The organism is Sulfitobacter sp. M368 (assembly GCF_025141875.1).
Classification (GTDB): Bacteria; Pseudomonadota; Alphaproteobacteria; order Rhodobacterales; family Rhodobacteraceae; genus Sulfitobacter; species Sulfitobacter mediterraneus_A.
Genome location: NZ_CP081113.1, coordinates 980,118 through 1,002,673 on the forward strand (window position 1 = coordinate 980,118; position 22,556 = coordinate 1,002,673).

At 60.3% G+C, this 22,556-nt stretch carries 20 protein-coding genes and 1 pseudogene; 8 read left to right on the top strand and 13 right to left on the bottom strand.

What is annotated here, in order from left to right:
* Window positions 1–68: 68 nt before the first annotated feature.
* The 4 genes and pseudogenes from rpsA (at window position 69) to K3754_RS05080 (ending at window position 3,315) form a co-directional block, all read left to right on the top strand.
* Entirely contained in the window at window positions 69–1,742 is a 1,674-nt protein-coding gene (gene rpsA, locus K3754_RS05065; RefSeq protein WP_203212031.1) for a 30S ribosomal protein S1, read from the top strand.
* A gap of 258 nt (window positions 1,743–2,000) precedes the next feature.
* Window positions 2,001–2,309, top strand: a pseudogene (gene ihfB, locus K3754_RS05070) (integration host factor subunit beta); the annotation flags it as partial.
* Entirely contained in the window at window positions 2,309–2,659 is a 351-nt protein-coding gene (locus tag K3754_RS05075) for a lipopolysaccharide assembly LapA domain-containing protein (RefSeq protein ID WP_203212030.1), read from the top strand. The pseudogene ihfB and the gene K3754_RS05075, both read left to right, overlap by 1 nt.
* 8 nt (window positions 2,660–2,667) lie before the next feature.
* A complete protein-coding gene (locus K3754_RS05080) occupies window positions 2,668–3,315 on the top strand; it encodes a phosphoribosylanthranilate isomerase (RefSeq protein ID WP_259941583.1) in 648 nt (215 codons plus the stop codon).
* Window positions 3,316–3,407: 92 nt separating this feature from the next.
* Here K3754_RS05080 and K3754_RS05085 read toward each other — a convergent pair whose 3' ends face one another.
* From K3754_RS05085 to K3754_RS05110, 6 genes are all read right to left on the bottom strand, one after another.
* Complete coding sequence (locus K3754_RS05085) at window positions 3,408–4,904, bottom strand: phosphomannomutase/phosphoglucomutase (RefSeq protein ID WP_259941586.1); 1,497 nt, start codon at window positions 4,902–4,904, stop codon at window positions 3,408–3,410.
* 24 nt (window positions 4,905–4,928) lie between these two features.
* Window positions 4,929–5,762, bottom strand: a complete 834-nt coding sequence (gene kdsA / locus K3754_RS05090; RefSeq protein ID WP_203212027.1) for a 3-deoxy-8-phosphooctulonate synthase — start codon at window positions 5,760–5,762, stop codon at window positions 4,929–4,931.
* Window positions 5,759–7,666: a capsule biosynthesis protein gene (locus K3754_RS05095; RefSeq protein ID WP_259941589.1), complete on the bottom strand. Its 1,908-nt coding sequence runs from the start codon at window positions 7,664–7,666 to the stop codon at window positions 5,759–5,761. Before K3754_RS05095 ends, kdsA begins: the two co-directional genes overlap by 4 nt.
* Window positions 7,644–8,303, bottom strand: a complete 660-nt coding sequence (locus tag K3754_RS05100) for an ABC transporter ATP-binding protein (RefSeq protein ID WP_203212025.1) — start codon at window positions 8,301–8,303, stop codon at window positions 7,644–7,646. Before K3754_RS05100 ends, K3754_RS05095 begins: the two co-directional genes overlap by 23 nt.
* Window positions 8,304–8,592: 289 nt before the next feature.
* A complete protein-coding gene (locus K3754_RS05105) occupies window positions 8,593–9,618 on the bottom strand; it encodes a permease (protein ID WP_259941592.1) in 1,026 nt (341 codons plus the stop codon).
* The gene (locus K3754_RS05110; RefSeq protein ID WP_025049839.1) at window positions 9,611–9,955 is read right to left on the bottom strand and encodes a helix-turn-helix transcriptional regulator; all 345 of its coding nucleotides are present in this window, start codon (window positions 9,953–9,955) and stop codon (window positions 9,611–9,613) included. The genes K3754_RS05105 and K3754_RS05110 overlap by 8 nt, the downstream gene beginning before the upstream one ends.
* A 119-nt stretch (window positions 9,956–10,074) precedes the next feature.
* On the opposite strand from K3754_RS05110, the gene K3754_RS05115 reads away from it, so the two are divergent.
* The 4 genes from K3754_RS05115 to K3754_RS05130 all read left to right on the top strand — a co-directional run bounded on the left by K3754_RS05115 (window position 10,075) and on the right by K3754_RS05130 (window position 12,584).
* Window positions 10,075–10,662 (top strand): uracil-DNA glycosylase family protein, encoded by a 588-nt coding sequence (locus tag K3754_RS05115; RefSeq protein WP_259941595.1) that lies wholly within the window; start codon window positions 10,075–10,077, stop codon window positions 10,660–10,662.
* The gene (locus K3754_RS05120) at window positions 10,655–11,437 is read left to right on the top strand and encodes an SseB family protein (RefSeq protein WP_203212022.1); all 783 of its coding nucleotides are present in this window, start codon (window positions 10,655–10,657) and stop codon (window positions 11,435–11,437) included. Before K3754_RS05115 ends, K3754_RS05120 begins: the two co-directional genes overlap by 8 nt.
* A gap of 128 nt (window positions 11,438–11,565) precedes the next feature.
* Window positions 11,566–12,090 carry a YHS domain-containing (seleno)protein gene (locus K3754_RS05125; protein WP_203212021.1) on the top strand — a complete coding sequence of 175 codons (525 nt, stop codon included), beginning with the start codon at window positions 11,566–11,568 and terminating at the stop codon, window positions 12,088–12,090.
* A 68-nt stretch (window positions 12,091–12,158) separates the two neighbouring features.
* On the top strand, window positions 12,159–12,584 hold the full coding sequence (locus tag K3754_RS05130; RefSeq protein WP_259941597.1) for a rhodanese-like domain-containing protein: 426 nt from the start codon (window positions 12,159–12,161) through the stop codon (window positions 12,582–12,584).
* Here the strand turns inward: K3754_RS05130 and mdoH are convergent, their stop codons facing one another.
* The 7 genes from mdoH to K3754_RS05165 all read right to left on the bottom strand — a co-directional run bounded on the left by mdoH (window position 12,585) and on the right by K3754_RS05165 (window position 22,534).
* On the bottom strand, window positions 12,585–14,468 hold the full coding sequence (mdoH, locus tag K3754_RS05135; RefSeq protein WP_259941599.1) for a glucans biosynthesis glucosyltransferase MdoH: 1,884 nt from the start codon (window positions 14,466–14,468) through the stop codon (window positions 12,585–12,587). It lies immediately after the preceding gene.
* Window positions 14,465–15,994, bottom strand: a complete 1,530-nt coding sequence (locus K3754_RS05140; protein WP_259941601.1) for a glucan biosynthesis protein — start codon at window positions 15,992–15,994, stop codon at window positions 14,465–14,467. Before K3754_RS05140 ends, mdoH begins: the two co-directional genes overlap by 4 nt.
* On the bottom strand, window positions 15,994–17,250 hold the full coding sequence (locus tag K3754_RS05145; RefSeq protein ID WP_259941604.1) for an OpgC family protein: 1,257 nt from the start codon (window positions 17,248–17,250) through the stop codon (window positions 15,994–15,996). Before K3754_RS05145 ends, K3754_RS05140 begins: the two co-directional genes overlap by 1 nt.
* A gap of 29 nt (window positions 17,251–17,279) precedes the next feature.
* Window positions 17,280–18,629 (bottom strand): tetratricopeptide repeat protein, encoded by a 1,350-nt coding sequence (locus K3754_RS05150; RefSeq protein ID WP_259941607.1) that lies wholly within the window; start codon window positions 18,627–18,629, stop codon window positions 17,280–17,282.
* A gap of 184 nt (window positions 18,630–18,813) precedes the next feature.
* Window positions 18,814–20,037 carry a CaiB/BaiF CoA-transferase family protein gene (locus K3754_RS05155; RefSeq protein WP_259941609.1) on the bottom strand — a complete coding sequence of 408 codons (1,224 nt, stop codon included), beginning with the start codon at window positions 20,035–20,037 and terminating at the stop codon, window positions 18,814–18,816.
* Window positions 20,021–21,637, bottom strand: a complete 1,617-nt coding sequence (locus K3754_RS05160) for a thiamine pyrophosphate-binding protein (RefSeq protein ID WP_259943250.1) — start codon at window positions 21,635–21,637, stop codon at window positions 20,021–20,023. The genes K3754_RS05155 and K3754_RS05160 overlap by 17 nt, the downstream gene beginning before the upstream one ends.
* 321 nt (window positions 21,638–21,958) lie before the next feature.
* Entirely contained in the window at window positions 21,959–22,534 is a 576-nt protein-coding gene (locus tag K3754_RS05165) for a GcrA family cell cycle regulator (RefSeq protein WP_025049850.1), read from the bottom strand.
* Between the last annotated feature and the right edge of the window lie 22 nt (window positions 22,535–22,556).

The window sequence follows — 22,556 nt, forward strand, 5'->3', positions numbered from 1 at the left end:
TCATTCCAAGACCGGCGGAGACAACCGCACGGCCAGAAAACAAGTCTAGATTAGGAAAAATACGCTACATGGCGAATATGATGGACGAGTTTGAAGCACTCTTGAACGAAAGCTTCGAAATGGACACCCCCGAAGAGGGTTCCGTAGTTAAAGGCAAGGTGATCGCGATCGAAGCGGGCCAGGCCATCATCGACGTAGGCTACAAGATGGAAGGCCGCGTTGAGCTGAAAGAATTTGCCGAACCAGGCGAAGCTCCCAAAGTTGAAGTCGGCGACGAGGTAGAAGTCTTCCTGCGTCAGGTCGAAAACTCCCGCGGTGAAGCGGTTATTTCTCGTGAGATGGCCCGCCGCGAAGAAGCATGGGATCGTCTGGAAAAAGCCTATGCCGCAGAAGAGCGTGTCGAAGGCGCGATCTTTGGCCGCGTCAAAGGTGGCTTTACCGTTGATCTGGGCGGCGCGGTTGCGTTCCTGCCCGGCTCTCAGGTTGATGTGCGCCCCGTGCGCGATGCCGGCCCATTGATGGGTCTCAAGCAGCCATTCCAGGTTCTGAAGATGGACCGTCGCCGCGGCAACATCGTTGTCTCGCGTCGTGCGATCCTCGAAGAGTCCCGTGCCGAGCAGCGTGCCGAAGTGATCGGCAACCTGACCGAAGGTCAGACTGTTGACGGTGTGGTCAAGAACATCACCGAATATGGTGCGTTTGTTGATCTGGGCGGTGTTGACGGCTTGCTGCACGTCACAGACATGGCGTGGCGCCGTGTGAACCACCCATCCGAGATCCTGACAATTGGCGAAACCATCAAGGTTCAGGTCATCAAGATCAACAAAGAGACACATCGTATCTCCTTGGGCATGAAGCAGTTGCAAGAAGATCCATGGGATCTGGTTGCCGCGAAATACCCGCTGGAATCCTCGCACACTGGCCGCGTGACCAACATCACCGATTACGGTGCCTTTGTTGAGCTGGAGCCCGGTGTTGAAGGTCTCGTTCACGTGTCCGAAATGTCCTGGACCAAAAAGAACGTACACCCAGGCAAGATCGTTTCCACATCTCAGGAAGTCGAAGTCATGGTTCTGGAAATCGACGGTGCCAAGCGCCGCGTTTCCCTTGGTCTCAAGCAGACCATGCGCAACCCATGGGAAGTGTTTGCAGAAACACACCCTGAAGGCACAGAAGTTGAAGGCGAAGTCAAAAACATCACCGAATTCGGTCTGTTTGTTGGCCTGCCAGGCGACATCGACGGCATGGTGCACCTGTCTGACCTCAGCTGGGACGAGCGCGGCGAAGACGCGATCCAGAACTACCGCAAGGGCGACATGGTTCAGGCCGTTGTCTCCGAGGTTGACGTTGAGAAAGAGCGTATCTCGCTCTCCATCAAAGGCGTCGGTGGCGACAAGTTCGCAGAAGCGGTTGGCGGCGTGAAGCGCGGCTCCATCGTGACCGTGAACGTGACCTCGATCGAAGAGGGCGGAATCGAAGTGGAATATGAAGGCATGAAATCCTTCATCCGTCGCTCCGATCTGTCCCGTGACCGTGCAGAGCAGCGCCCAGAGCGTTTCTCGGTCGGTGACAAGGTTGACGTGCGCATTACCAACGTGGACGCCAAGGCACACCGTTTGGGCGTGTCTATCAAGGCCCGCGAAATCGCCGAAGAGAAAGAAGCGGTTGAACAGTATGGTTCCTCCGATTCCGGCGCATCCTTGGGTGATATCCTTGGTGCGGCGCTGAAGGGCGACGAGTGATCTGCTAGATCCCATTGCATAGATTAAGGTGGCCCCGCAGCGCATGTTGCGGGGCTATTTTTTTGCGAATCGCCCGGATCTGAAGATGGATGAAGGGCGCAATTTCCAGCCAGAATAGCCAAAACGCCGGAGGAGCCAGCGGAAAATTGCCTGAAAACAGTGCCTTCTGCCGAAAAAACCCGACCGGGGGGCGCAAGGATCACTTCCCGATTGAAAGGTTTCTTCCTATAGTCGTCTTTTAGCAGCAAAAAAACATATAGACGTCTCGGGGGGGATAATTCGATGATCCGGTCAGAACTGATCCAGAAAATTGCAGACGACAATCCACATTTGTACCAACGCGATGTTGAGCGGATCGTGAATACCATCTTTGACGAGATCACCAGCGCGATGGCGCAGGGCGACCGTGTTGAGCTGCGCGGATTTGGCGCGTTTTCCGTCAAGAAGCGGGATGCCAGAGTGGGCCGTAACCCGCGCACCGGCGAAGCGGTCAATGTTGAGGAAAAACATGTGCCCTTCTTCAAAACCGGCAAGCTGCTGCGGGATCGGTTAAACGGGAAAGCCTGATGCGTTACGTTCGCTATTTTTGTATTGCCATCTTTGCGGTGGCGCTCATCTCTGTTGCGCTGGCCAATCGTGCGATTGTGCCGCTCAAGATCCTGCCCACAGAGGTGTCACATTGGTTTGCGGTGAACCCGCAGATCGAACTGCCGCTGTTTCTGGTGATCCTTGGTAGCATTGTCGCCGGCCTGTTGGTTGGCTTTATCTGGGAATGGATCCGCGAATACGGCCAACGTGCAGAAGCGGCGCGGCAGGCCCGCGAAATGCGCCGGCTGGAGCGTGAGGTCGCCCGGCTTAAGGGCGAAAAGCATCAGGGCAAGGACGAGGTTCTCGCGCTGCTTGACGAGGCCAGCTGAGGCAGATCATGCCTGCACATGTAAATGTCAAAATCTGCGGTCTGACCGATCGCGCGGCTTTGGACGCCGCCGTGGTGGCGGGCGCGCGCTATGTCGGATTGGTGTTCTTTGAGAAATCTCCCCGCCATATTTCCTTGCCGGATGCTGCGGCGTTGGCCGCGCTGATCCCGGAAGGGATTTGCAAGGTGGCGCTGGTAGTGGATGCAGAGGATGCATTCCTTGACCGGCTGCTGGCCGAAGTCCCGCTTGATATGCTGCAACTACATGGCAAGGAAAGCCCTGCGCGGGTTCTTGAGATCAAGGCGCGTTATGGCCTGCCGGTGATGAAGGCGGTCGGGATTGCCGATGCCAGCGATCTGCCCGCGCTTGAGGCCTATATGCAGGTTGCCGATCAGATCCTTGTGGATGCCAAGCCGCCGAAAGACGCTGCGCTGCCCGGCGGCAACGGGTTGGCCTTTGACTGGCGTTTGATTGCCGGGCGCCGCTGGCCGGTGCCATGGATGTTGGCCGGAGGATTGACGCCGGACAATGTGGAAGAGGCGATTGCGATGACCGGCGCAAATCAGGTGGATGTGTCATCCGGGGTGGAGCATGCGCCCGGCGCAAAAGATACATCGAAGATCGCGGCGTTTTGCGGCGCGGCCCATGGCAATTGAGCAGCTGCGCTGCATTTGATCTATTTTTGGATGGGGGGCTTTGCCCCCCAAACCCCCCAGAGGTTTTTCTGGCCAAATGAAGAAGGGCCGGATCAGATGGTTTGGTCGTAATCCCCCACGCCCTGCTCGGTGCGGATCACGGCATCCAGATCCTTAAAGATTGCGCGCATTTCGGCTTCTGATGCGGGGCTTTCGCAGACGACCACAAGATTGGGCGTGTTTGACGAGGCGCGGATCAGCCCCCATGCGCCGTTGTCGAGGATCACACGGGCGCCGTTGACTGTCACAACGTCTTTGATGGCGCGGCCTGCGATCTGTTCGCCTGCGGCGTGTTTGGCGACAAGCCTGTCCACCAGCCTTGCGAGGATGTCGTATTTTTCGGTGTCGGCGGCATAGGGCGACATGGTGGGCGTGGCCCAGGTTTGCGGCAGGGCCTTGCGCAAGTCGGACATCGACATGTTGGGGTTGCGGTCCATGAGTTTGCAGATCTCGACCGCGACGCGCATGCCGCAGTCATAGCCGCGGCCAATGGGTTCGGCGAGGAAGTAATGGCCGGATTTCTCAAACCCCGCCAATGCGCCGATCTCTTTCACCCGGCGCTTCATGTGGGAATGACCGGTTTTCCAGTAGTCGGCTTTGATACCGTGTTTCTGAAGCTCGGGGTCCGAGGCAAAGAGGCCAGTTGATTTCACGTCTGCAACAAAGGTGGCATTGGGATAGAGTTTGGCCAGATCACGGGCCATGATTACGCCAACCTTGTCGGCGAAGATTTCCTCACCTTCGTCATCCACCACGCCGCAGCGGTCGCCATCGCCGTCAAAGCCAAGCGCGAAGTCTGCGCCGGATGCTTTGACCGAGGCGCTCATGTCGTGGAGCATTTCCATGGCTTCGGGGTTTGGGTTGTAGTGCGGGAAAGTGTAATCCAGCGCGTTGTGGCTGGGCACAACTTCGACGCCGAGGCGTGCAAAGAGTTCGGGCGCGAAGGCAGAGGCGGTGCCATTGCCGGTGGCGCAGACGACCTTGAGCTTGCGGGACATTTTGAAGTCGCCAACCAGATCGTCGAGATAGGCCTCGCGCACACCATGGATAAATTCGTAACGGCCGCCGCTTTGGGGATTGCCTTCTCCGTTCAGGACGATGTCGCGCAGTTCGGACATCTCGTCTGGACCATGGGTCAGCGGGCGTTCAAAGCCCATTTTGACCCCGGTCCAGCCGTTGGGGTTATGGCTGGCCGTGACCATGGCCACTGCAGGCGCATCCAAGTGGAACTGCGCGAAATAGGCCATGGGCGACAGGGCAGGGCCGATGTCCTTGACGTGGATTCCGGCCTGCATCAGCCCGAGCATCAGCGCGTTTTTGATCGCCAGGGAATAGTCGCGATAATCGTTGCCGACGGCGATCACGGGTTCAATCCCGCGCCGCTGCATCTGGGTGCCAAGGCCGAGGCCGAGGGCGGTGATGCCGGGCAGGTTGATGTCATCTGGGTATTTCCAACGGGCGTCATATTCGCGGAACCCCGTGGGGGTGATCATCGCATCGCGCAGGAATTCCCAGGTGTTCTGGGTCACGGTTGGTGCCGGTTTTGTCACGTCAGATCTCGCAAATTGGGTCGATTAAAATGTCATAGGGTGCTGTTTGGCCAGCGCGTCAAACTTCATCAATGTGGTGATCAGATCGGGCATCTGGTCGAGATAGATCATGTTGGGGCCGTCGCTGGGCGCGTTGTCCGGATCTTCGTGGGTTTCGAGGAACACCGCCGCCACGCCGATAGACACAGCCGCGCGGGCCAGCACCGGGGCAAATTCGCGCTGCCCGCCCGATGAGGTCCCCTTGCCGCCGGGGCTGGCAACCGCGTGCGTGGCGTCCATCACCACCGGATAGCCCGTTTGCGCCATCTGCGGCAGGCCGCGCATGTCCGTTACCAATGTGTTGTAGCCAAAGGCGGTGCCGCGTTCGGTCAGCAGGATTTTCTCATTGCCGGTCGATTTGATCTTGTCGACGATGTTGCCCATTTCCCAAGGGGCGAGCCATTGGCCCTTTTTCACATTCACCGCAGCGCCGGTGTTGCCTGCGGCCAAAAGTATGTCGGTCTGGCGGCACAGGAAGGCAGGGATTTGCAGCACATCGACCGCATCTGCGGCGATGGCGCATTGGGCCTCGGTGTGGACATCCGTGAGCACAGGTACATCCAGTGCCTTGCCAACCGACTGCAGCACCTTGAGGCCCTGATCAATCCCCAAACCGCGTTTGCCAGACAGCGAAGTGCGGTTGGCCTTGTCATAGCTGGCTTTGAAAATGTACTGCGCCCCGGCGGCGGCGCAGGCCTCTTTCATTTTGCCGGCAATCATCTGGGCGTGATCTTCGCTTTCAAGCTGGCAGGGGCCGGCGATCACGGTCAGGGGGCGATCATTGCCGACAATCACGTCACGGATGGTTACTTGGGTCATGAGGTTACCTGTTCTCTGAGAATGGAGGCTGTCAGGGACAACATCAGGTAGATGCCTGCAAAGATCAGGAAAGCCAAGATCGTGTTCTCGAATCGGCGGGGATATGTCGGCTCTTGCGGGGCGACGGGCTGCACGGCGACGGTCAGATAGCGGACCTGGCGGTTGGCCTCTGTCCGGGCTTGCTCCATCGCGGTTTGTGCCGATTGCAGCACCATGTCTGCGGCGGCAAGATCGGCCTTGGCCAATTGCATGGTCACCGCCTGCTTGGCCAAGGAATTCTCACCTTCGGTGGCGGAGTTCATTTTCACATTCAATTTGGCAAGCTGTTCCTTGAGGCGGCGCACGTCGCTGCGCGCGCCATCCACCTTGGCCTTGTTGGGGCGCGGGTTGTCCAGAAGGGCCGACAAGGCCAGCTCCTTTTCGATCAACAGCCCCTCATAAGTGGTGATCTGGGCGCGGATTGCGACGATCTCGGCCTCGGGATCAACGCCGTTTTCAATTTGCAGACGGATCAATGCCTCCTGCGTGTCGCGGCGGTTCTTCTGCGCGGTTTCGAAGCCGGCCAACGCGTCGCGCATCCCGTCTTCACGCTTTTGCTTAGACAGTTCGTTGACGCGGTCTTCGGCGTATTCCAGCAGGCTTTCGGAAAAGGCGGCAGAGACCTGCGGATCGGCAGCGATCACTTCCATGCGGATCACGCCCTCAGTAGGGTCATAGCCGATTTTGACGTTCTTTTTATAGACTTTATAGGCCTCTTCGTTGGTCGGGTTTTCTTTGAGCCGTTGCACAACGTCGATCGAGGGATCTGAAAAATGTGCCTTGAATCCTGTGTCTTCGTCCAGCTTGAGCATCGCATCCTTGGATTGCAGGTAGGCCTGCGTTGCGATGCTGTCGGCGCTGTTGGCAAATTGCGTGGGTAGAATCCCGCCAAAGGGGCTGGCACCGCCGCCGCCCTCACTTTGGATGATCAGGAACTGGCTGTTGGTGGCATACATCGGCGAGGCGATCTTGTAGAAATAGATCCCCGCAATCAGCGTAGGCAGCAATACAAAGGCGGAGAGCCGGGCCAGCAACAGGGCCAGCTTGCGACGACGGCGCAGGGTAATGTCCCGTTGAATTTGCGAGATTTCATGTTCGCGCCGCTCTGCTGGAGAGAGCTGTTCGGTGGAGGGCAGAGTGTTGCTGCCAACTGGCGTGGTTTGCGGCAATTGAATGCGCCCGCCCTTGGCATTGGGCTGCGGGGTGTTGGCAGGTGGCTTGGGCGCACCTGCCGGGTTGGCGGGGGGCTGTCCATCGTTGTTTGGCACAACCAGTTCCAGCATGTTGGAGCGTTGGAACGGGTCGATGCCTTGTTCCCGCAGCAGGCGCACCGCGTCAAAATCGGATGTTGGGGCCAGCCCGTGTTTTTGGGCCACCCGGCGGGCCATGCGCAACTGCCGTCCCGTAAGGCCTTCACGCCGGATCGCATCGATATCTGTCTCGCCGCCCGGTGGCTGGCTGGGCACCGCGTCCTTTTGTGGCGGTGTTGGCGTGGCCTCTGGCCGAGGGGCATGGCGGGTTTGCTCTGGCGCATGAGTTTGAGCATGATCGCCCGCTGGCCTACGCTGTGGCTGCGGGGGGGGCGCCGGTGTGGGGGCAGGTTGCTGCCGTGGCGGTGCGGCTTGCGGCGCGTCGCGACGGGGGGCGGCCTGGCGTGGCGGTTCGTGATGCGCCGCTTCGGGCGGCGGCACGGCGCGGGGGGCTGCATGCGCGGCGGCGCGGCGTTGCAATGCAACGGGCGGCTCGCCGTATTGCTCCTTGGCTTGCGGGCGCTGCACATGCTCCGGCGTATCGGCAGGCTGGCTGTGCGTGGGTGAGGCGCTCCGCTTGATGCGGAATTTTCTAGCCTTGGGTTTCGTAGTCATAGAGCTGTTTCGCTTCTTCCAAGGTGTCAAACATGTAAAGTTTCCCGCCCAACAGGACGGCCGCCGAGCGGGCAAATTTTTCCAAGGTCTGCGCTTGGTGCGAGACAATGATGATCGTGGTGGTGCGCAGACGTTCCTGCAGGATTTCACCGGCCTTACGGTTGAACTCCATATCCGTGGTTGACGGCATGCCCTCGTCGATCAGGTAGATGTCGAAATCCAGCGCCAGCATCAGCGAGAATGTGAACCGCGATCGCATGCCGGAGGAATAGGTGCCCAGCGGTTGGTCAAAATATTCGCCCAACCCACACAGCCAGCGGCAGAAGCTTTCGACATAATCGGGGTCGAGCCCATAAAGCCGCGCGATGTATCGAGCGTTTTCCATGGCGGAAACCTTGCCGACAACACCGCCCATGAACCCCAGCGGAAAGGAGATGTTGCAGCCACGGCGGATTTCACCCTCATCGGGTTTCTCCAAACCGGCCATCATATTGATAAGTGTCGATTTACCAGTGCCGTTGGGGGCGAGGATTCCCAGAGAATTGCCCAGGTCCACGCGAAAAGACACATGGTCAAGAATGACCTTGTGCTGCGATCCCGTCCAAAAGGACTTGGATACATTCTCAAACTCCAGCATGCCCTGCTCCGGTGCCGCCTGTTATTGGGCCTGTCCCTCCTTAGCAGAGGTGTCTTAAAGGCCTATTTACCGCGTTTTTCTGCACTATGTCCCATTTTCTTGGAAAAGTACAATGATCGGAAGCCTTTGGCGTGCTTTACCGCGCAATTGTGGAGGTGTGGCACCAATTCGGTGCGGAAAGTGGGTGAGAATATGCCTCCCACGGGCCGAAAACCGGATCTACTGTTCAAAAATCGAGCCCCCCGCAGCACTGCCTGAGCAGGCTGCAGGGGGCAAGGCCATCAGTGGCTCAGGCGACGGCTTGCCAAGCAAGACCCGCGATCATCGCGCCGATCAGGGCAAAGCCGAGATAGGCTATAAAGACCCGTGGTTTGACCAAGGCCCAGACCGCGATTGCCGCCGGGATACAGCTGACGCCGCCCGCGATGACAAAGGACATCGCCGCGCCCTGGGTCATGCCTTGGGCCAGAAGGGCGTCCACCAGCGGCACAGCGGCATAACCGTTGAGATAGGCCGGTGCGCCCACCAATGCGCCAAGCAGGATCGGCATCAGCCCCTCACCGCCCAAGACGGATACGATCATCTCGGCCGGGATATAGTGCAGCATCAATGCCTCGATCACATAGGCAAGGGTCAGCCATTTGAAGAGAAACAGCGCATTCTCGCGGGCGGTTTCGGAAAACACCGCGCGGCGGCCCGGCTCGGGCCAGAACTTCCAAACAGTTTGGCCGGAGAACGGTTTTTGTACGCCGCAGCAGCCACCAACACTGGGGCGTTCCTTCAGCGGATCAGCAAAAAGCGGGGTGTTCGCGGCCAGCATGACGCCAAAACCGCCCAGCATCCCGATGCCAACGGCAGCGATGGTTTTGGCCAGTGCAAAATCAAATCCCAAGGTGCCAGAGGTGATGGCGAACATTGCCGGATCCATCAGCGGGGAGGCCAGCCAAAAGGCCATGACCGCACCCAAAGGCGCACCTACGGCCAGCAAAGCGGCGATAAAGGGGATGACCTCGCAGGAACAAAAGGGTGACAACCCGCCCAGCAGGGCCGCCATCACGATCATCCGCGCCGGGTTGCCTTCGAACGCGCGGGCGAGCAGGTTTTCCGCCCCGCTGGCTTTGAGGTAAGCGACTGCAAATACAGCAAAAAGAATAAAGGGGGCGGTGCCAGACAAGGCCTTGGCGGCGAATGTCACCGTCGGGATGAGCTGCGGCCAGTCAAGCAATGCGACAAGCGCCAGCATCAGGGCGGTTACCCCCCATGCGCCAATTTTCAGGCGGCTCATCGGGGATTGGGTTTGGGTTGTGTCAGCCATGATTGTGTTCCTCACAGGGACTGCCCGCATCCGCGCAGCATTCGGTCAGCAGGAAATGGGACAGCGCCTGCACCTCTTCATAGGCCACAGCGGCGCAGATGGTGCTGCGGCCCTGCCGTTCCTGTTTGACAAGGCCAGCGGCAGCCAACAGCTTGAGATGATGTGTCAGGGTCGATCCGGTCACGCCGGTGCGATCCCCGAGCAGTCCGATGCTGAGCCCGTCAGGACCAGCCCGAACCAAGGTGCGCAGGACCATCAGGCGCTGCTCGGAGCCAAGCGCGGCAAAGCTGGCAGCGGCCAGAGTGAGGGGCGGGGTTTGTGGAGAATCAATTTTCATATTTCTAGAAATATAGAAATGAAGAGGCGACGCAAGCTTTATTTCGGTAATCTTCGAAATGAACGCGCCTTCTCACTGTTTCGCCTTGGCGCGGCAGTGGCATCGGCTATCCTGCGCCCATGACAGACATCCGTGATCCCCTGCGCCGTTGTACTCTCTGTGCAGATCGCTTTGCCGCCACGGCGACGGGCCATCAGCCGCGTCCGGTGGTCTGGTTCGCACCGGAGGCCCGGATCCTGATCGCGGGACAGGCGCCAGGGCTGCGGGTTCATGAGAGTGGCAAGCCGTTCTGGGATGCCTCCGGCACCCGTTTGCGCGACTGGATGGGGCTGGATGAAGACACCTTCTATGACCAATCCAAGCTGGCGATCTTGCCGATGGCGTTTTGTTTTCCCGGCTACAATGCCAGCGGCAGCGACCTGCCGCCGCCACCGATCTGCGCCAGGACGTGGCGGGCAGAGGCACTGAACCTGTTGCCGGATATCCGGCTTACAGTGCTGATTGGCGGCTATGCAATGAAATATCATCTGCCGGACCATCAATCGGTGCGCCTATCCGTCGCGGGGTGGCGGGATCATCCAAAAGGCGTCTTTGCCTTGCCTCACCCGTCCTGGCGCAATACCGGTTGGCTGAAGAAAAATCCGTGGTTCGAGGCAGAAGTGGTGCCGCGACTGCGGGCCGCTGTGACCGAGGTGCTCCATGACTGATCTGACCCCGCTGGACGAGGCACATGCCGCGATGACCGCCGCGCCCGATGACGACACGGCGCGCCTGCGGTTTTACGAGCGGATCGCAGATGTCGAGCTGTTCATGCTGCTTGAGGCAGAGCCGGAGGGCGATCAGATCAATCCGATTTTGCTGGACGATGCCTATGTTGTGGTGTTCGACCGCGCGGCGCGTCTGGCTGCCTATGTGGGCGAGGCGGCGCCCTATGTGGCACTGTCAGGACGGGCGATTGCCGGAATGCTGGAGGGACAGCCCTTGGGCATGGCCGTGAATATCGGTGTGGCACCATCAGAAATCCTGCTGCCCGCCGGTGCAATGGAATGGCTGCGTGATACCCTGGCCCATGAGGCGGGTGAGGTGGAGGCCAAGATTGAGGCTTTGCTGCCGCCCAAGGGCTTGCCTGAGACATTGATCGCCGCAATTGACGCCAAATTGGCGACGGCCACGGGCATGGCGGCGGGCGCATTTTTGGTGGCGGTGGATTATGCGGGCGGTGGGCGCGGTCATTTGCTGGCTTTTGTCGGGGCGATCCCGCGGGCGCAGGATGCGCTGGTTCGGGCCGCCTCTGAGGCGCTCACGTTTTCCGGGATCGAAGCAGGGGCCATGGATGTGGGCTTTTTCGCGCCAAATGATCCGACGGTCGAAAAACTGGCCAGAGTTGGGCTGCGCTTTGACCTGCCGCAGGGCGAGGGATTGCAACATACGCCGCGCATGCCACCGGGCAGTGACCCCTCCAAACCCCCTATTTTGAAATAAACCTCTCTGTTATCCTGCGGAAATTCACCGCCCCGTCACATCGGCGCGAGGTCACAGCTTCGTGGGATGTGAATGCAGGGGCGGGATCCTAGGTTGGCTTTACCGAAGCCTCATAAAGGAATTGAAACGTGAACCGCTTTACCCTCTCCATCGCCGCCGCTGCCACAGCCCTGACCTTTGCCTCGCAAGCTTTTGCAGGAGATCAGTATATCGACGGCACCGGTTTTGCCGCTTCAGGCTATGACGTGGTTGCCTATTTCGATCTGCCTCAAAACCCCATTGGTCAAAGCCAGCCTGCGCCCGTTGCCGGGGACAAGGATATCACTGCTGAATACAACGGGGCAAAATTTGCCTTTTCCAGCGAAGCCAACAAGACCGCGTTTCTGGCCGATCCGGCCAAATATGCACCGCAGTATGACGGCCATTGCGCCTATGGCGTGTCCAAGGGCGGCAAGGTTCCGGGCAACCCGACCCTGTGGCGGATTGTGGATGACAAGCTGTACCTGAACATCACCAAGAACGTCGTTGGTTTTTGGGAAGAAGACATTCCAGGTAACATCGATCTGGCCGAAGGCAACTGGACCAGCATCGAACCTGCGCCTGCATCTGATCGGGCCATTCCCAAGTTCACCAGCGCCGCGCCTGTGAACTGATGCGCAGACCCCGGCGCGATCCATCGTTTGACCCTCCGCCCAAAAAGCGGTTTCCGCGTCGGGGGTTCATGCTGGGATCTGTGGCGGGGGTCACGCTAAGCGTCTTTTGGGTCGCACGATATTACAACATCGGGGCGGAGGTTGGCAGCGCTGACCTCACCGCCCCGGAGGCATTGGCGCAGGCCGATGCCGGGAAGATCACGCTTATTGACATTCGCAGGCCCGAGGAATGGGCGGCAACAGGCATCGCGCAACCGGCGGTGCCTATCGACATGCGGCGGGATGACTTTGCTGTTGCTCTGCTTGAGGCCGTGAACGGCGACAGGGCACAACCCGTGGCCTTGATCTGCGCCCGTGGCGTGCGGTCGGCGCGACTGGCCAGGGCGTTGCGGGAGGCGGGCTTTGAACAGGTTCTGGATGTGCCGGAAGGTATGGTTGGATCCGGCGCCGGGCCGGGGTGGATCAGTCGCGGATTGCCGGTACGCCAGCCCTGATCATTCTGCCGCGATCTGTTCTGCGGCCAAAATCTGATTTTTCATTTTGGACCGCGCCGTGCGGGCGCGGCGCACAATGGCCGGCTCACGCAGGGAATTGGGGCTGTCCATGCGCAGACCTTTGAGGCCAAGTCGCGAGACATCCAGCGCGGAGAGTGCCGACAGCGGCACCGCAGCCACAAGGCTGAACACAATCGGCACCAGCCAGAGCGATATCAGACCGGCCAGCAACCCCGCGAGCAGCAGCAGCCCGAGCAGGGTTTCGATCCAGTGGAATTTGATCAACGTGGTGATCGGATAGCTTTGGGCGCTGCGCTGTTGCGGGGCCCATGGTTCGGACCGGGTGAAGGTGGCCCGCAGCACGGCTTTGGTCTGCTGGATCATCAGGACCGGCGCATAGGCGATAGAAAGCGCAATTTCGGTCAGGACGGAGATCAGGAAGGGGCGCCGCCCGCCAAAACTGCGTGTCGCGGTCGGTGTGGCGGCGATGATCGCGGCACCGGCCAGTTTCGGTGCCAGCAACATCGCGTACATGATCACCAGAAACACGGCACTGTCGATATGGCTCATGGCGGGGGGCCAGTCCGGGAACAGCGGATTGGCCTCGTTGAAATATCGGATCACATTTGTTTCAGCGTCTTTGCCGAGCAAGGCCCAGACCACCAGCAGCACAAACCATGCAGGCGACAGAAGATAGCTCACCGCGCCATGCAGCAGATGAAACCGCGATACCGGATGCAGACCTGCTGTGCGCAGGAGTCGCAGATGCTGCAGGTTGCCCCGGCACCAACGGCGGTCGCGCAGAACATAGTCTATCAACGTGCCGGGGGTTTCTTCAAAGCTGCCGGTGACGCGGGGCAGGAACCGCACACGCCATCCGGCGCGGCGCAGCAGGCCCGCTTCGACAAAATCATGGCTGAGGATCAGATCACTGCGCCCTTTGCGCCCGCGCAGATGCGGCAGGCCCGCGCTTTGGGCAAAGGCACGGGTTCGGATGATCGCGTTATGGCCCCAATAGTTGCCCTCGTTACGTGACCAAAGCGCCAGCCCCTCGGCCAGAAGCCAGCCATAGGCGATGTTGGAAAACTGCTGTACGCGGGCAAAGAGGGTGTTGGCCCCAATCAGCATCGGAAAGCTCTGGATCAGACCGGCCTCAGGATCATTTGCCAGTTCGGAGGCCAGGCGTTCAATCGCTCGGCCTGTCATCAGGCTGTCGGCGTCCAGCACAAGCATCCCTTCATAGGCGGCACCCCAGCCTGTGATCCAGTTGACCAGATTGCCGACCTTCTTGTCCGTGTTGGCGGTGCGGCGGCGGTAATAGATGGGTATCTGTTTCGGCGCGGTGGCCCGCAACCGTTCAAATGCCTGCCGCTCCTGCGCAGCGATGGTTTCGTTCCGCGTGTCGGACAGGATGAACAGGCTATAGCTGTGCGGTCCTTTGCGGGCGGCCAGATCGTCCAGCATGGCGGCGGCATTGCCAAAAACATCCCAAGGAACTTCGTTGTAGATCGGGACCAACAGAGCGACATCCATGGGTGTGATCGCGGCGGGGCTTCTTGTCTCTGCCGCCTGCCGTGCCAGCAAGGCCGAGATCGCCACGCCGACGGTGCTGACCGACAGCGTGACCCAGACAAAGGTCAGTCCGATCATCATCAGCAAGGCCCATTCCAGCCCGGTCATGCCGCCGCTGGACAGCCATCCATAGATGCCAAGCATCAGTGCCAGTGTCCCCACACAGGCAGGGCCAAACACAGCCAAGCGCCAACGTCTGTTGCCAGCGGGTGCCTCGGCGCGGCGGGCGGGTGCATGGGTGAAATCCTGCGCGTCCATATCCAGTGGCGCGGCGGGCGGCATGGCATTGGGGGGGCAGGGTGGCTGGGTCATGATGCGGTCCACCGATAGAGCCAAACCTCGCTTAAGGGGGCGCCGTTCAGCCGCAGCTGCGCCCGGAATTCGGCCAGCGTCGCCTCGCCGGGCTCGAAGGTAAATGCCAATCTCGGACCGCCGGTTTCTGGGTTGCGCTGCACTATGCCGGATGATGTGTCACCGGCGCTGGAACGCAGAATAATCTCAACCTTGCTCAGGTCATCCGGCACATGGGCGGCATCTTCAAAGTCGATTGCGATGATCTGTCCGCCTTCGGGACGGCCGCCCATCGCTGTGTTCAAAACCTTTAGCGGCATGTCAGGCACATCGACAACCGGATCCGCGCCCCAATGGAGGGTATAGCTCATCTGATGTTGAGACCCGGCCTTGAGCGGGGCAGAGGGCCGCCAATAGGCGACGATGTTGTCGTAAATTTCAAGGTCAGCAGGGATCTCGACCAGCGTGACCGCGCCCTTGCCCCAATCCTCGCCCGGTGTAATCCAGACGGCGGGACGCTTGTGGTATAGCGCCTCAAGGTCATTGAAATCCGAGAACTTGCGCTTGCGCTGCATCAGGCCAAAACCGCGCGGATTGTTGTCGGCAAAGGCACTGATTTGAAGGGCGGCGGGGTTGGCCAGTGGCCGCCAGATCACCTCGCCTGCGCCATTGTGGATCAGCAGGCCGTCACTGTCATGGACGGCGGGCCGGAAATCCGAGAACCGCTGGCGCATGGTGTCGTCAAACAGGAACATGGAGGTCAGCGGCGCTATGCCAAGATGGGTGATGTCGGTGCGGGCAAAAACATGGGCCTCAACCTGCATCTCCAAGACCGCGCCATGGGTGATCTCAAACCGGTAAGCCCCGGTGCAGGACGGGCTGTCGAGCAGGGCATGCAGGACGATGCTGTCACTGCCGGGTGCGGGCGTTTCCAGCCAAAAAGCGGTGAAATCGGGAAATTCCTCGCCCATCGGGTCGCCGGTTTTGAGCGCGAGCCCACGCGCAGACAACCCGTAAATCTCACCCGTGCCAATGCCGCGGAAATAGCTGGCGCCCTGAAAAACCGCATATTCCTGAAATATGCCGCTTGTTTCCAGCTCAGCCCGCAGGCGCAGACCGGAATAGCCGAGGGTCTCGTCAAGATCGACGTCGGGGAACTTGTCGGTGGTGTCAAATACGCCCATGTCAAAACGGACGGGGCGCGATTGGCCATCCTCCACCACATGCAAGGCGACGGCTTGCGGAAAGTAGAGACCGGGGGGAAAGACATCAACCCGCTGGGGGGCATCGCTGTTTTCCCACAGGGCGTTGCGGGCATCGAACCAGATCTTGCGATATTGGTCATAGGTCAGGTTGCGCCAGCTTTCAGGGATCTGCGGGCGCGGGCTGTAGGGTTTGGTGGCCAGGGCGCGGGCGCGGGCCAGAACGGTGTCCAGATCAAAGGCGCTGGCCTCGGCTGCCAATTGCAAGCCCGGTTCTTCGGCCCAGGCGGCGGCGGGCAGGGCGGCCAGTGCGGCCAGAGATTTGAGAACATCGCGGCGCAGCATCAGGCACCGGCCTTTGCGCGCCAGGGCTGGGATTTGAACCAACCTGCGCCATAGGCCACCGCCACCAGTATTGCTGCGCCGATCAGATTGACCAGCAGGGTGGCAGCCAGACTGCGGCCCAGCACATCCAGCGCGAAACCCATGACCCGCGCCATGAACATACTGGCAACAAAGACCGCCAATGACTGTTGCCCGACCTTGAGGATCACCGCCAAGGCGCCTGACCAGACCCGCGCCGCAGCGCCGGTGCCACGGGCCAAAAGCCGCGCCCCTTTGTCGCCCGCCGCGACCCATGCCAGATAGGCCAGCGCCAGAAAATGTGCATAGCGCAGAATGCCGAAGTCCGATTTGTTGATCAGCCCGCCGTTTGTAATCCGCCAGTCTTTCGCCCAGTCAAAACCAAATTCGCGCACGCCAATGCTGCTGAGCGGGACATTGGCCAGCACCACAAATGCCGCCACGGCGATCAGGATCTTATGAACCGGCGGCTTGGGCAGCCAGCCGCGCATGAAGGCAAAGCCGGTAAAAAAGATCAGCTGCCAGCCGAACGGATTGAAGAACCAAGACCTGTCTGTCCAGGGCTCCGCCGGGAACTCCAGATGCAGATGTCCAAGGCCGAAGACCTCAAGAAGGGCATCCTGCGCCATCAACCAGACAAGTATGACAAAACCCGCCACGGCCCATAGGTGGATCCGCGCCAGTGCCATCACCAGCGGCATCATGATCAAAACCACCATATACATCGGCAAAATGTCGAAATAATTCGGCACATAGCGCAGGGTCATAAAGCTGAGCAGGATGTTGGAGTTGTCCCATTTGTCACTTTCGACAAACATCATCCACAGGTTCAACTGGCCCCAATAGTTGCGCCCGGTGATGTCCAGCTCTGTCAGATAGACGGTCATCGCCAGCGTCGCAAAGAACAGCCCCACATGCGCCCAATAGACCTGCCAGACCCGGAACAGCACACGCGCCGTGCCCAACATCCAACCCATCCGCACAAATGCGCCGCCAAAAGCGATGGCGCTGGCCATGCCGGAACAGAACACAAATATCTCGGTGGCGTCGGAAAACCCCCAACGCGCGGGTATCCAAAGGGTCAGCAGGTTTCCGGGGGTGTGGGCGATCAGGATGATGAACATCGCAATGCCGCGAAAGAAATCCAGCCGCAGATCGCGCACCCGTGTGCCGGATTGTGCGCCCAATGCGGTCACCGGGCGGGATGGAATTTCGGATGTGGCAGCTGCAAGGCTCATAATGTTCGGTGGGTCCGCAAATCAGATGGTTATTGCGCCGGGATGCGGCGGGCTGTGGACAGGCGGTCAAATCGGGTTGCGGTAAAGCGATCCTCATGACCGGCCCGCAGGGCAAGACGGTCCAGCAGGATCGCTTCTGCGCCATCCAGATGGCCTGCACGCAGTCCTGCGTCAATGGTCATGCGTTCAAACACGTCGCGCTGGGCATGACTTCCGCCGATGCTCTGCATTTTTGGGCGGGCTTTCGCCAACAGGGTAAAGGCATCACCATAGCGGCCCTCGGCAAAGGCGTTGAGACCCTCCAGTGCGGCAAGGCCTGGATCGGCCACGCGGGCGGCCATTTCACCGCTGTCCTTGGCATCGCGGGCAAAGCGGGCGGCCATGGCATCGGCGGCTGCGCCGTCCTTGGCGCCGGATAGGGCCAGCATGTAGTGCAGGTCGGCAAAGACAAGGCAACCGTCGTCAATGCGTGGTGCGGCCAATGCGCCAAGCTCGTCCCATCGGGCGCCAACATCAATGCCCTCAAGCTCAAGCCGCATCAGCAGTGAGGTTGCATTGGCAATGTCGCGGTAATCGTCGGTTTTGTCGGCGCGGATCTGGCTGTCATAGAGGGACAGCGCCACGTCAAGCTGACCAAGGTCGAGATGTAACAGCGCCTTGTGCCACCAAACGTGATAGCGGAAATTGTTGGATCCGTCCCAGGCGCTTTTGTGGTTTTCGATCAGAGTGATCCCAGCGCCCGGCTCAGCCCGCATATCATGCACATGCGCCACCGCATGAAGCCCCCAGGCATCGTCGGGCGCATAGGTCAGACCGGCCCGGCCCGTATGTTCGGCGCGGGCGTATTCTCCTGTTTCCTCAAGCGCGAAGGCGTGACATCCCAGCACGTAACCGCACAGTGGATGATCCGGCCCATGCGCGGGCAAAACCCGTTCGATTGATCTGCGCATCCCGGCCGCATCCCCAAGGATAAAGCGGATGGCCTGACTGGCCTTGGCGGATAATGTGTCTTGGGGTTGATCCTGCAGAGCCTTCTCAAGCGCGGCAATCGCGCCGGTGGGGTGCATTGCCAGCCATGCCTCCAATGCATCGATCCAGCAGGCCTCGCGGTCTGAAACGGGACGCGCGGCGCGGGCTGTCTTTGCAGCAACCAGCGCCCCCTCGGCCACCGCCCACATCTCGGCGCGGCCCAGCATCAGCGAAAAAAGCCCCCTCGCCGCATGGGCCATGGCAAAATCGGGATCAGCCTCCAGCGTGGCACCCAGATGCTGCGGCGTGGCGGTGCCATGTGCCAGAAACGCGCGGATCATCGCGTTCCAATTGGTCAGCGCCTCTGTACTTTGCAGTGAAACGGATGCGTTGCAAATATCGACTGTCATCACCGTGGCCTTCTGCGATTGCTGTTCTAAGGCAAAGGGATAGCGGGATTCTGAAAACCGATGAACGGGTCTGACGCGTGTCACACGCCAACGTGAAGCGGGCCTGCGCTTTCGTGAGCGAATGTGTCAGTTGGTCAGCCTGGGTGCCACGATCTTACGCGATCGCATTGTTTTGGGTGGCGGTCTATCGCTGTGGATCGCCCTTTTGAGGCGCATCCGGCCCCCATGTTTCAAGCACATCACGGGTGTCCTGGCCAAATCGCGGCGGCGGGCGACGGTATTGCACCGGCGTGCGCGACAGTTTCAGCGGATTGCCCAAAAGTTGTAACATGCCGCCCGCGATGTCGGGGCGCGGCATGTCGATCACAGCATCGCGGGCGCGTGCCTGATCCGACGCCAGCGCCTCGGCAATGGTGTTGATCGGGCCGCAAGGCACTTTGACCGCCTGCAATTGGGCCAGCATCTCGGCCTTCGGGCGCTCTTTCATCGCCGGCACGATTTTCGCCAGCAGTGCGGTGCGGTTTTCGATGCGCGCCAGATTGGTCTGGAACATCGGATCGCCCGCCAGAACACTCAGCCCGATTACATCGCAGAACCGCGCAAATTGCGCATCATTGCCGACCGCCAACAGGATATGCCCGTCACGGCATTCAAAGGCGTCATAGGGCACGATGTTGGGGTGGGCATTGCCGCGCCGCTCTGGCAAGTTTCCGGAGGTCAGGAAATTGGTACCTTCGTTGATCAGCCACGCCATGGCGCTGTCCACCAGGGACAGGTCGATATGCTGGCCCTCGCCAGTTTGATCGCGATGCCGCAGGGCGGCCAGAACGCCGATGGTGGCATACATGCCGCACATCACATCCGCGATGCCAACGCCCACTTTCATCGGGGCCCCATCGGGTGCGCCAGTGATCGACATGATCCCGCCGAACCCTTGCGCCATCAGATCATAGCCGGGTTGATCGCGGTTGGGGCCGGTCTGGCCATAGCCGGAGATGGAGCAATAAATCAGCGCGGGATGCGCGGCCAACAGGCTGGCGTGATCCAGCCCGTATTTCCTGAGGCCGTCGGGCTTGAAATTCTCCACCACAATATCGGCGCGCGCCGCAAGGTGGCGCAGGATCTTTTGGCCATCGGCGGTGGAAATATCCACGGCGATGGAGTGTTTGTTCCGATTCGCAGCCATGAAGTAGGCTGACAGATCGGTGGGATTGCCATCCGCGCCCCTAGCGTAATTCGGACCCCAGCCACGGGTGTCATCGCCGCCACTGCGCGGGTTCTCCACCTTGATAACCGTTGCGCCGAGATCGCCCAGCATCTGTGTGCAGGTCGGACCGGCCAAAATGCGACTGAGGTCGAGGACAAAAACACCGTCCAACGCGCCTTTTGGCTCAGATGCGGCCATCATAAGCTCCGCGATCAATCACGGCGGCAATCACGGTGAAGGTGTCCGCCTGCATCGCCTGTTCAAGCGCGGTTTCCAGTGCCTTGCGGCTGCGCACCGTCGCGCCGCGGCCGCCAAATGCCACCCCCATGGCCGCGAAATTGTGCCGGGGGAAATCCACACCAGAGTTGCTAAGCCTCCGCTCTCGCTGCTTTTTCTCGATCAGGGCAAGTGAAGCATCGACAAAGACCACAAGAATGGGCGCAAGGCTCAGTTCCGCGGCGGTTGCCAATTCACCGGCCACCATCAGGAACCCCGCGTCGCCGGAGAACGACACGACATTGCGCTCCGGGTCGGCAAGTTTTGCGCCGATCGCCATCGGAACAGCACAGCCCATGGTGCAAAGCGCCGAAGATTGCATAAGATCGCGCGGCGCGTGGCATTCCCACATCTGGCTCAGCAAGATCCGGTGCGCACCGCTGTCGGCAGATGCGATGGTGCCCTTGGGCAGAACAGCGCGGCAGGTGTCGATCACTGCGGCAGGCCCCCAGTCTTCGTCATTGGGAAAGGCTGCGCTGAGCGCGGTCTTGAGCTGATGAATTTCGCCGTCCACCCATGTCGCACGCGGATCCAGCCCGTCACTGAGGGCGGCAAGGGTCGGGGCGCAGTCCGTCACGAAATTGAGCGTGCTTTGGTGCATATAGTGGTGGTTTGGTGCGGCGGTGATGTCGATCACGCGCTGGCTGTCCGGGGTCCAGACATCGCGCCAACCGGGGCGCATTTCGATGGGGTCATAGCCGACACAGATGACCAGATCTGCCGATTGTGTGAAAGGCACCAGATGCGTGTCCGCCAAGGGGGACAGACCTGCACCGCCAAGGGCCAGCGGGTGATCCTCGGGCAACATGCCTTTGGCTTTATAGGTGGTGATCACCGGAATGTTGTGATCTTCGGCGAACTCGCGCACCGCTTGCGCGGCGTGTTGGTTCATCGCATCCACGCCAACAATCATCAGCGGCTTGCGCGCATCGGCCAGCCAGCTGCGGGCGGTTTCCAGATCCTTTTCCGCCGGAATGCTGGGTGATGCCGGGCGGCGGCGGGCAGGGGCCAGCGCGGGAATGTCGGTATCGGCCACGCCGATGGGCACGTCGATATGAACCGGGCCCATGCGCCCTTCGGTGGCGATGGCAATGGCCTTGTCCGCGATCACATGGGCGGCGCCAGCAGACAAGCGGAACGTCGCCTTGGTGATCGGCGCAAACACCGCCTGATGATCAACGACCTGATGGGTGTAGCGGGCCGCCTCATCCGCATCGACACAGCCGGACAGAACAATCAGCGGCACCTGATCTTGCAGTGCGTTTGCCACGGTGTTGACCCCGTTCAATGTGCCGGGGCCGATGGTGCCGACCAGAATGGCAGGCGCATGATCGCGGTGGTGTACCCCCTCGGCCATAAACCCCGCGGCGTTCTCGTGTTTGGCGAGGATAAACTGGATGCCCGCTTGTTCGAGCGCATCTATCAGGGTCAAAACCTCACCACCCGGCATGCCAAAGGCATAGCGGCAGCCGGCATCATACAGACGGCGGGCCAGTGCGTCAGCAGCGCGGATCGTATCAGGCATCATCGGACCTTTCGGATGCAGAACTCGGCAAGTTACCAATGCACGGTCGGCGCAAAGGTGCAATCTATTGATCTCTAGAGATTATTGCATGCGCGTAAATCCCCCTCACGGATTGGTGAAAGAGGCGGAGTGGGGGTTTTTGCAAAGTTGGCACATGGCCGTCATGCACAGGGCAAGGGCTTAGCTGCCAGGCAGCGGCAGACCGCCTCGCGGGCTGATATTGCCCGGCTTGGCGCTTGAACCCAAGATTCGGCGCCAGCAAAGGAAAAAGGGCGGCACTTTTACGTCCCGCCCTTCTAATCTTGTAGAGCTGTGGCCAGCTTACCGGCGGCGGTCGCGGCGGGCTGACATGGGTTGGAAGGCCACGCCAACATGGGCCTCGCAATAGGGTTTGCCTTGTTGCACGGGCAGACCGCAGAACCAGAAATCCTCGGTAGCCGGATCGCCTACGGGCCATTTGCAGGTCCGCTCGGTCAGCTCCATCAGGCCGATCTTCTTGGCCTTCTTCTCAATCTCGTTGACCTTGGCCAAAGCCTCCGGGCTGATCTCGTTGGCTGACGGCTGCGGCGGCAAGGGCTGGCCTGCCGGGATAATCTGCTTGCGGGCGGGCAAGTTGGATTTCGGCGGCGCGGCGGCTTCGGTTTTCATTTCCGGCGCGGCGGGTTTGGGCGCGGCTGGCTTGGCCTTGGGTTCCGCCTTGGGGGCGGGTTTGGCCTTGGGTTCGGATTTCAGCGCGGCAGCACCCGTGGTTGTGCGGTTCGACAGACCAAGACGGTGCACCTTGCCAATCACGGCGTTGCGCGTCACACCGCCCAGTTCCTTGGCGATCTGGCTTGCGGACTGGCCTTCGCCCCACATTTTCTTGAGTGTCTCTACGCGCTCATCAGTCCAGGACATTTGCGGTTTCCCTAGCTAAAAA

Excerpts from the sequence above, each read along its gene's own strand:
- K3754_RS05115 (WP_259941595.1), top strand. The coding sequence starts at position 10,075 with ATGACAGACATCCGTGATCCCCTGCGCCGTTGTACTCTCTGTGCAGAT.
- K3754_RS05150 (WP_259941607.1), bottom strand. The coding sequence starts at position 18,629 with ATGACAGTCGATATTTGCAACGCATCCGTTTCACTGCAAAGTACAGAG.
- K3754_RS05095 (WP_259941589.1), bottom strand. The coding sequence starts at position 7,666 with ATGACTACGAAACCCAAGGCTAGAAAATTCCGCATCAAGCGGAGCGCC.
- K3754_RS05075 (WP_203212030.1), top strand. The coding sequence starts at position 2,309 with ATGCGTTACGTTCGCTATTTTTGTATTGCCATCTTTGCGGTGGCGCTC.
- K3754_RS05120 (WP_203212022.1), top strand. The coding sequence starts at position 10,655 with ATGACTGATCTGACCCCGCTGGACGAGGCACATGCCGCGATGACCGCC.
- K3754_RS05130 (WP_259941597.1), top strand. The coding sequence starts at position 12,159 with ATGCTGGGATCTGTGGCGGGGGTCACGCTAAGCGTCTTTTGGGTCGCA.
- K3754_RS05105 (WP_259941592.1), bottom strand. The coding sequence starts at position 9,618 with ATGGCTGACACAACCCAAACCCAATCCCCGATGAGCCGCCTGAAAATT.
- K3754_RS05160 (WP_259943250.1), bottom strand. The coding sequence starts at position 21,637 with ATGCCTGATACGATCCGCGCTGCTGACGCACTGGCCCGCCGTCTGTAT.
- K3754_RS05145 (WP_259941604.1), bottom strand. The coding sequence starts at position 17,250 with ATGAGCCTTGCAGCTGCCACATCCGAAATTCCATCCCGCCCGGTGACC.
- K3754_RS05100 (WP_203212025.1), bottom strand. The coding sequence starts at position 8,303 with ATGCTGGAGTTTGAGAATGTATCCAAGTCCTTTTGGACGGGATCGCAG.
- K3754_RS05165 (WP_025049850.1), bottom strand. The coding sequence starts at position 22,534 with ATGTCCTGGACTGATGAGCGCGTAGAGACACTCAAGAAAATGTGGGGC.
- K3754_RS05110 (WP_025049839.1), bottom strand. The coding sequence starts at position 9,955 with ATGAAAATTGATTCTCCACAAACCCCGCCCCTCACTCTGGCCGCTGCC.
- kdsA (WP_203212027.1), bottom strand. The coding sequence starts at position 5,762 with ATGACCCAAGTAACCATCCGTGACGTGATTGTCGGCAATGATCGCCCC.
- K3754_RS05140 (WP_259941601.1), bottom strand. The coding sequence starts at position 15,994 with ATGCTGCGCCGCGATGTTCTCAAATCTCTGGCCGCACTGGCCGCCCTG.
- K3754_RS05080 (WP_259941583.1), top strand. The coding sequence starts at position 2,668 with ATGCCTGCACATGTAAATGTCAAAATCTGCGGTCTGACCGATCGCGCG.
- rpsA (WP_203212031.1), top strand. The coding sequence starts at position 69 with ATGGCGAATATGATGGACGAGTTTGAAGCACTCTTGAACGAAAGCTTC.
- mdoH (WP_259941599.1), bottom strand. The coding sequence starts at position 14,468 with ATGACCCAGCCACCCTGCCCCCCCAATGCCATGCCGCCCGCCGCGCCA.
- K3754_RS05155 (WP_259941609.1), bottom strand. The coding sequence starts at position 20,037 with ATGATGGCCGCATCTGAGCCAAAAGGCGCGTTGGACGGTGTTTTTGTC.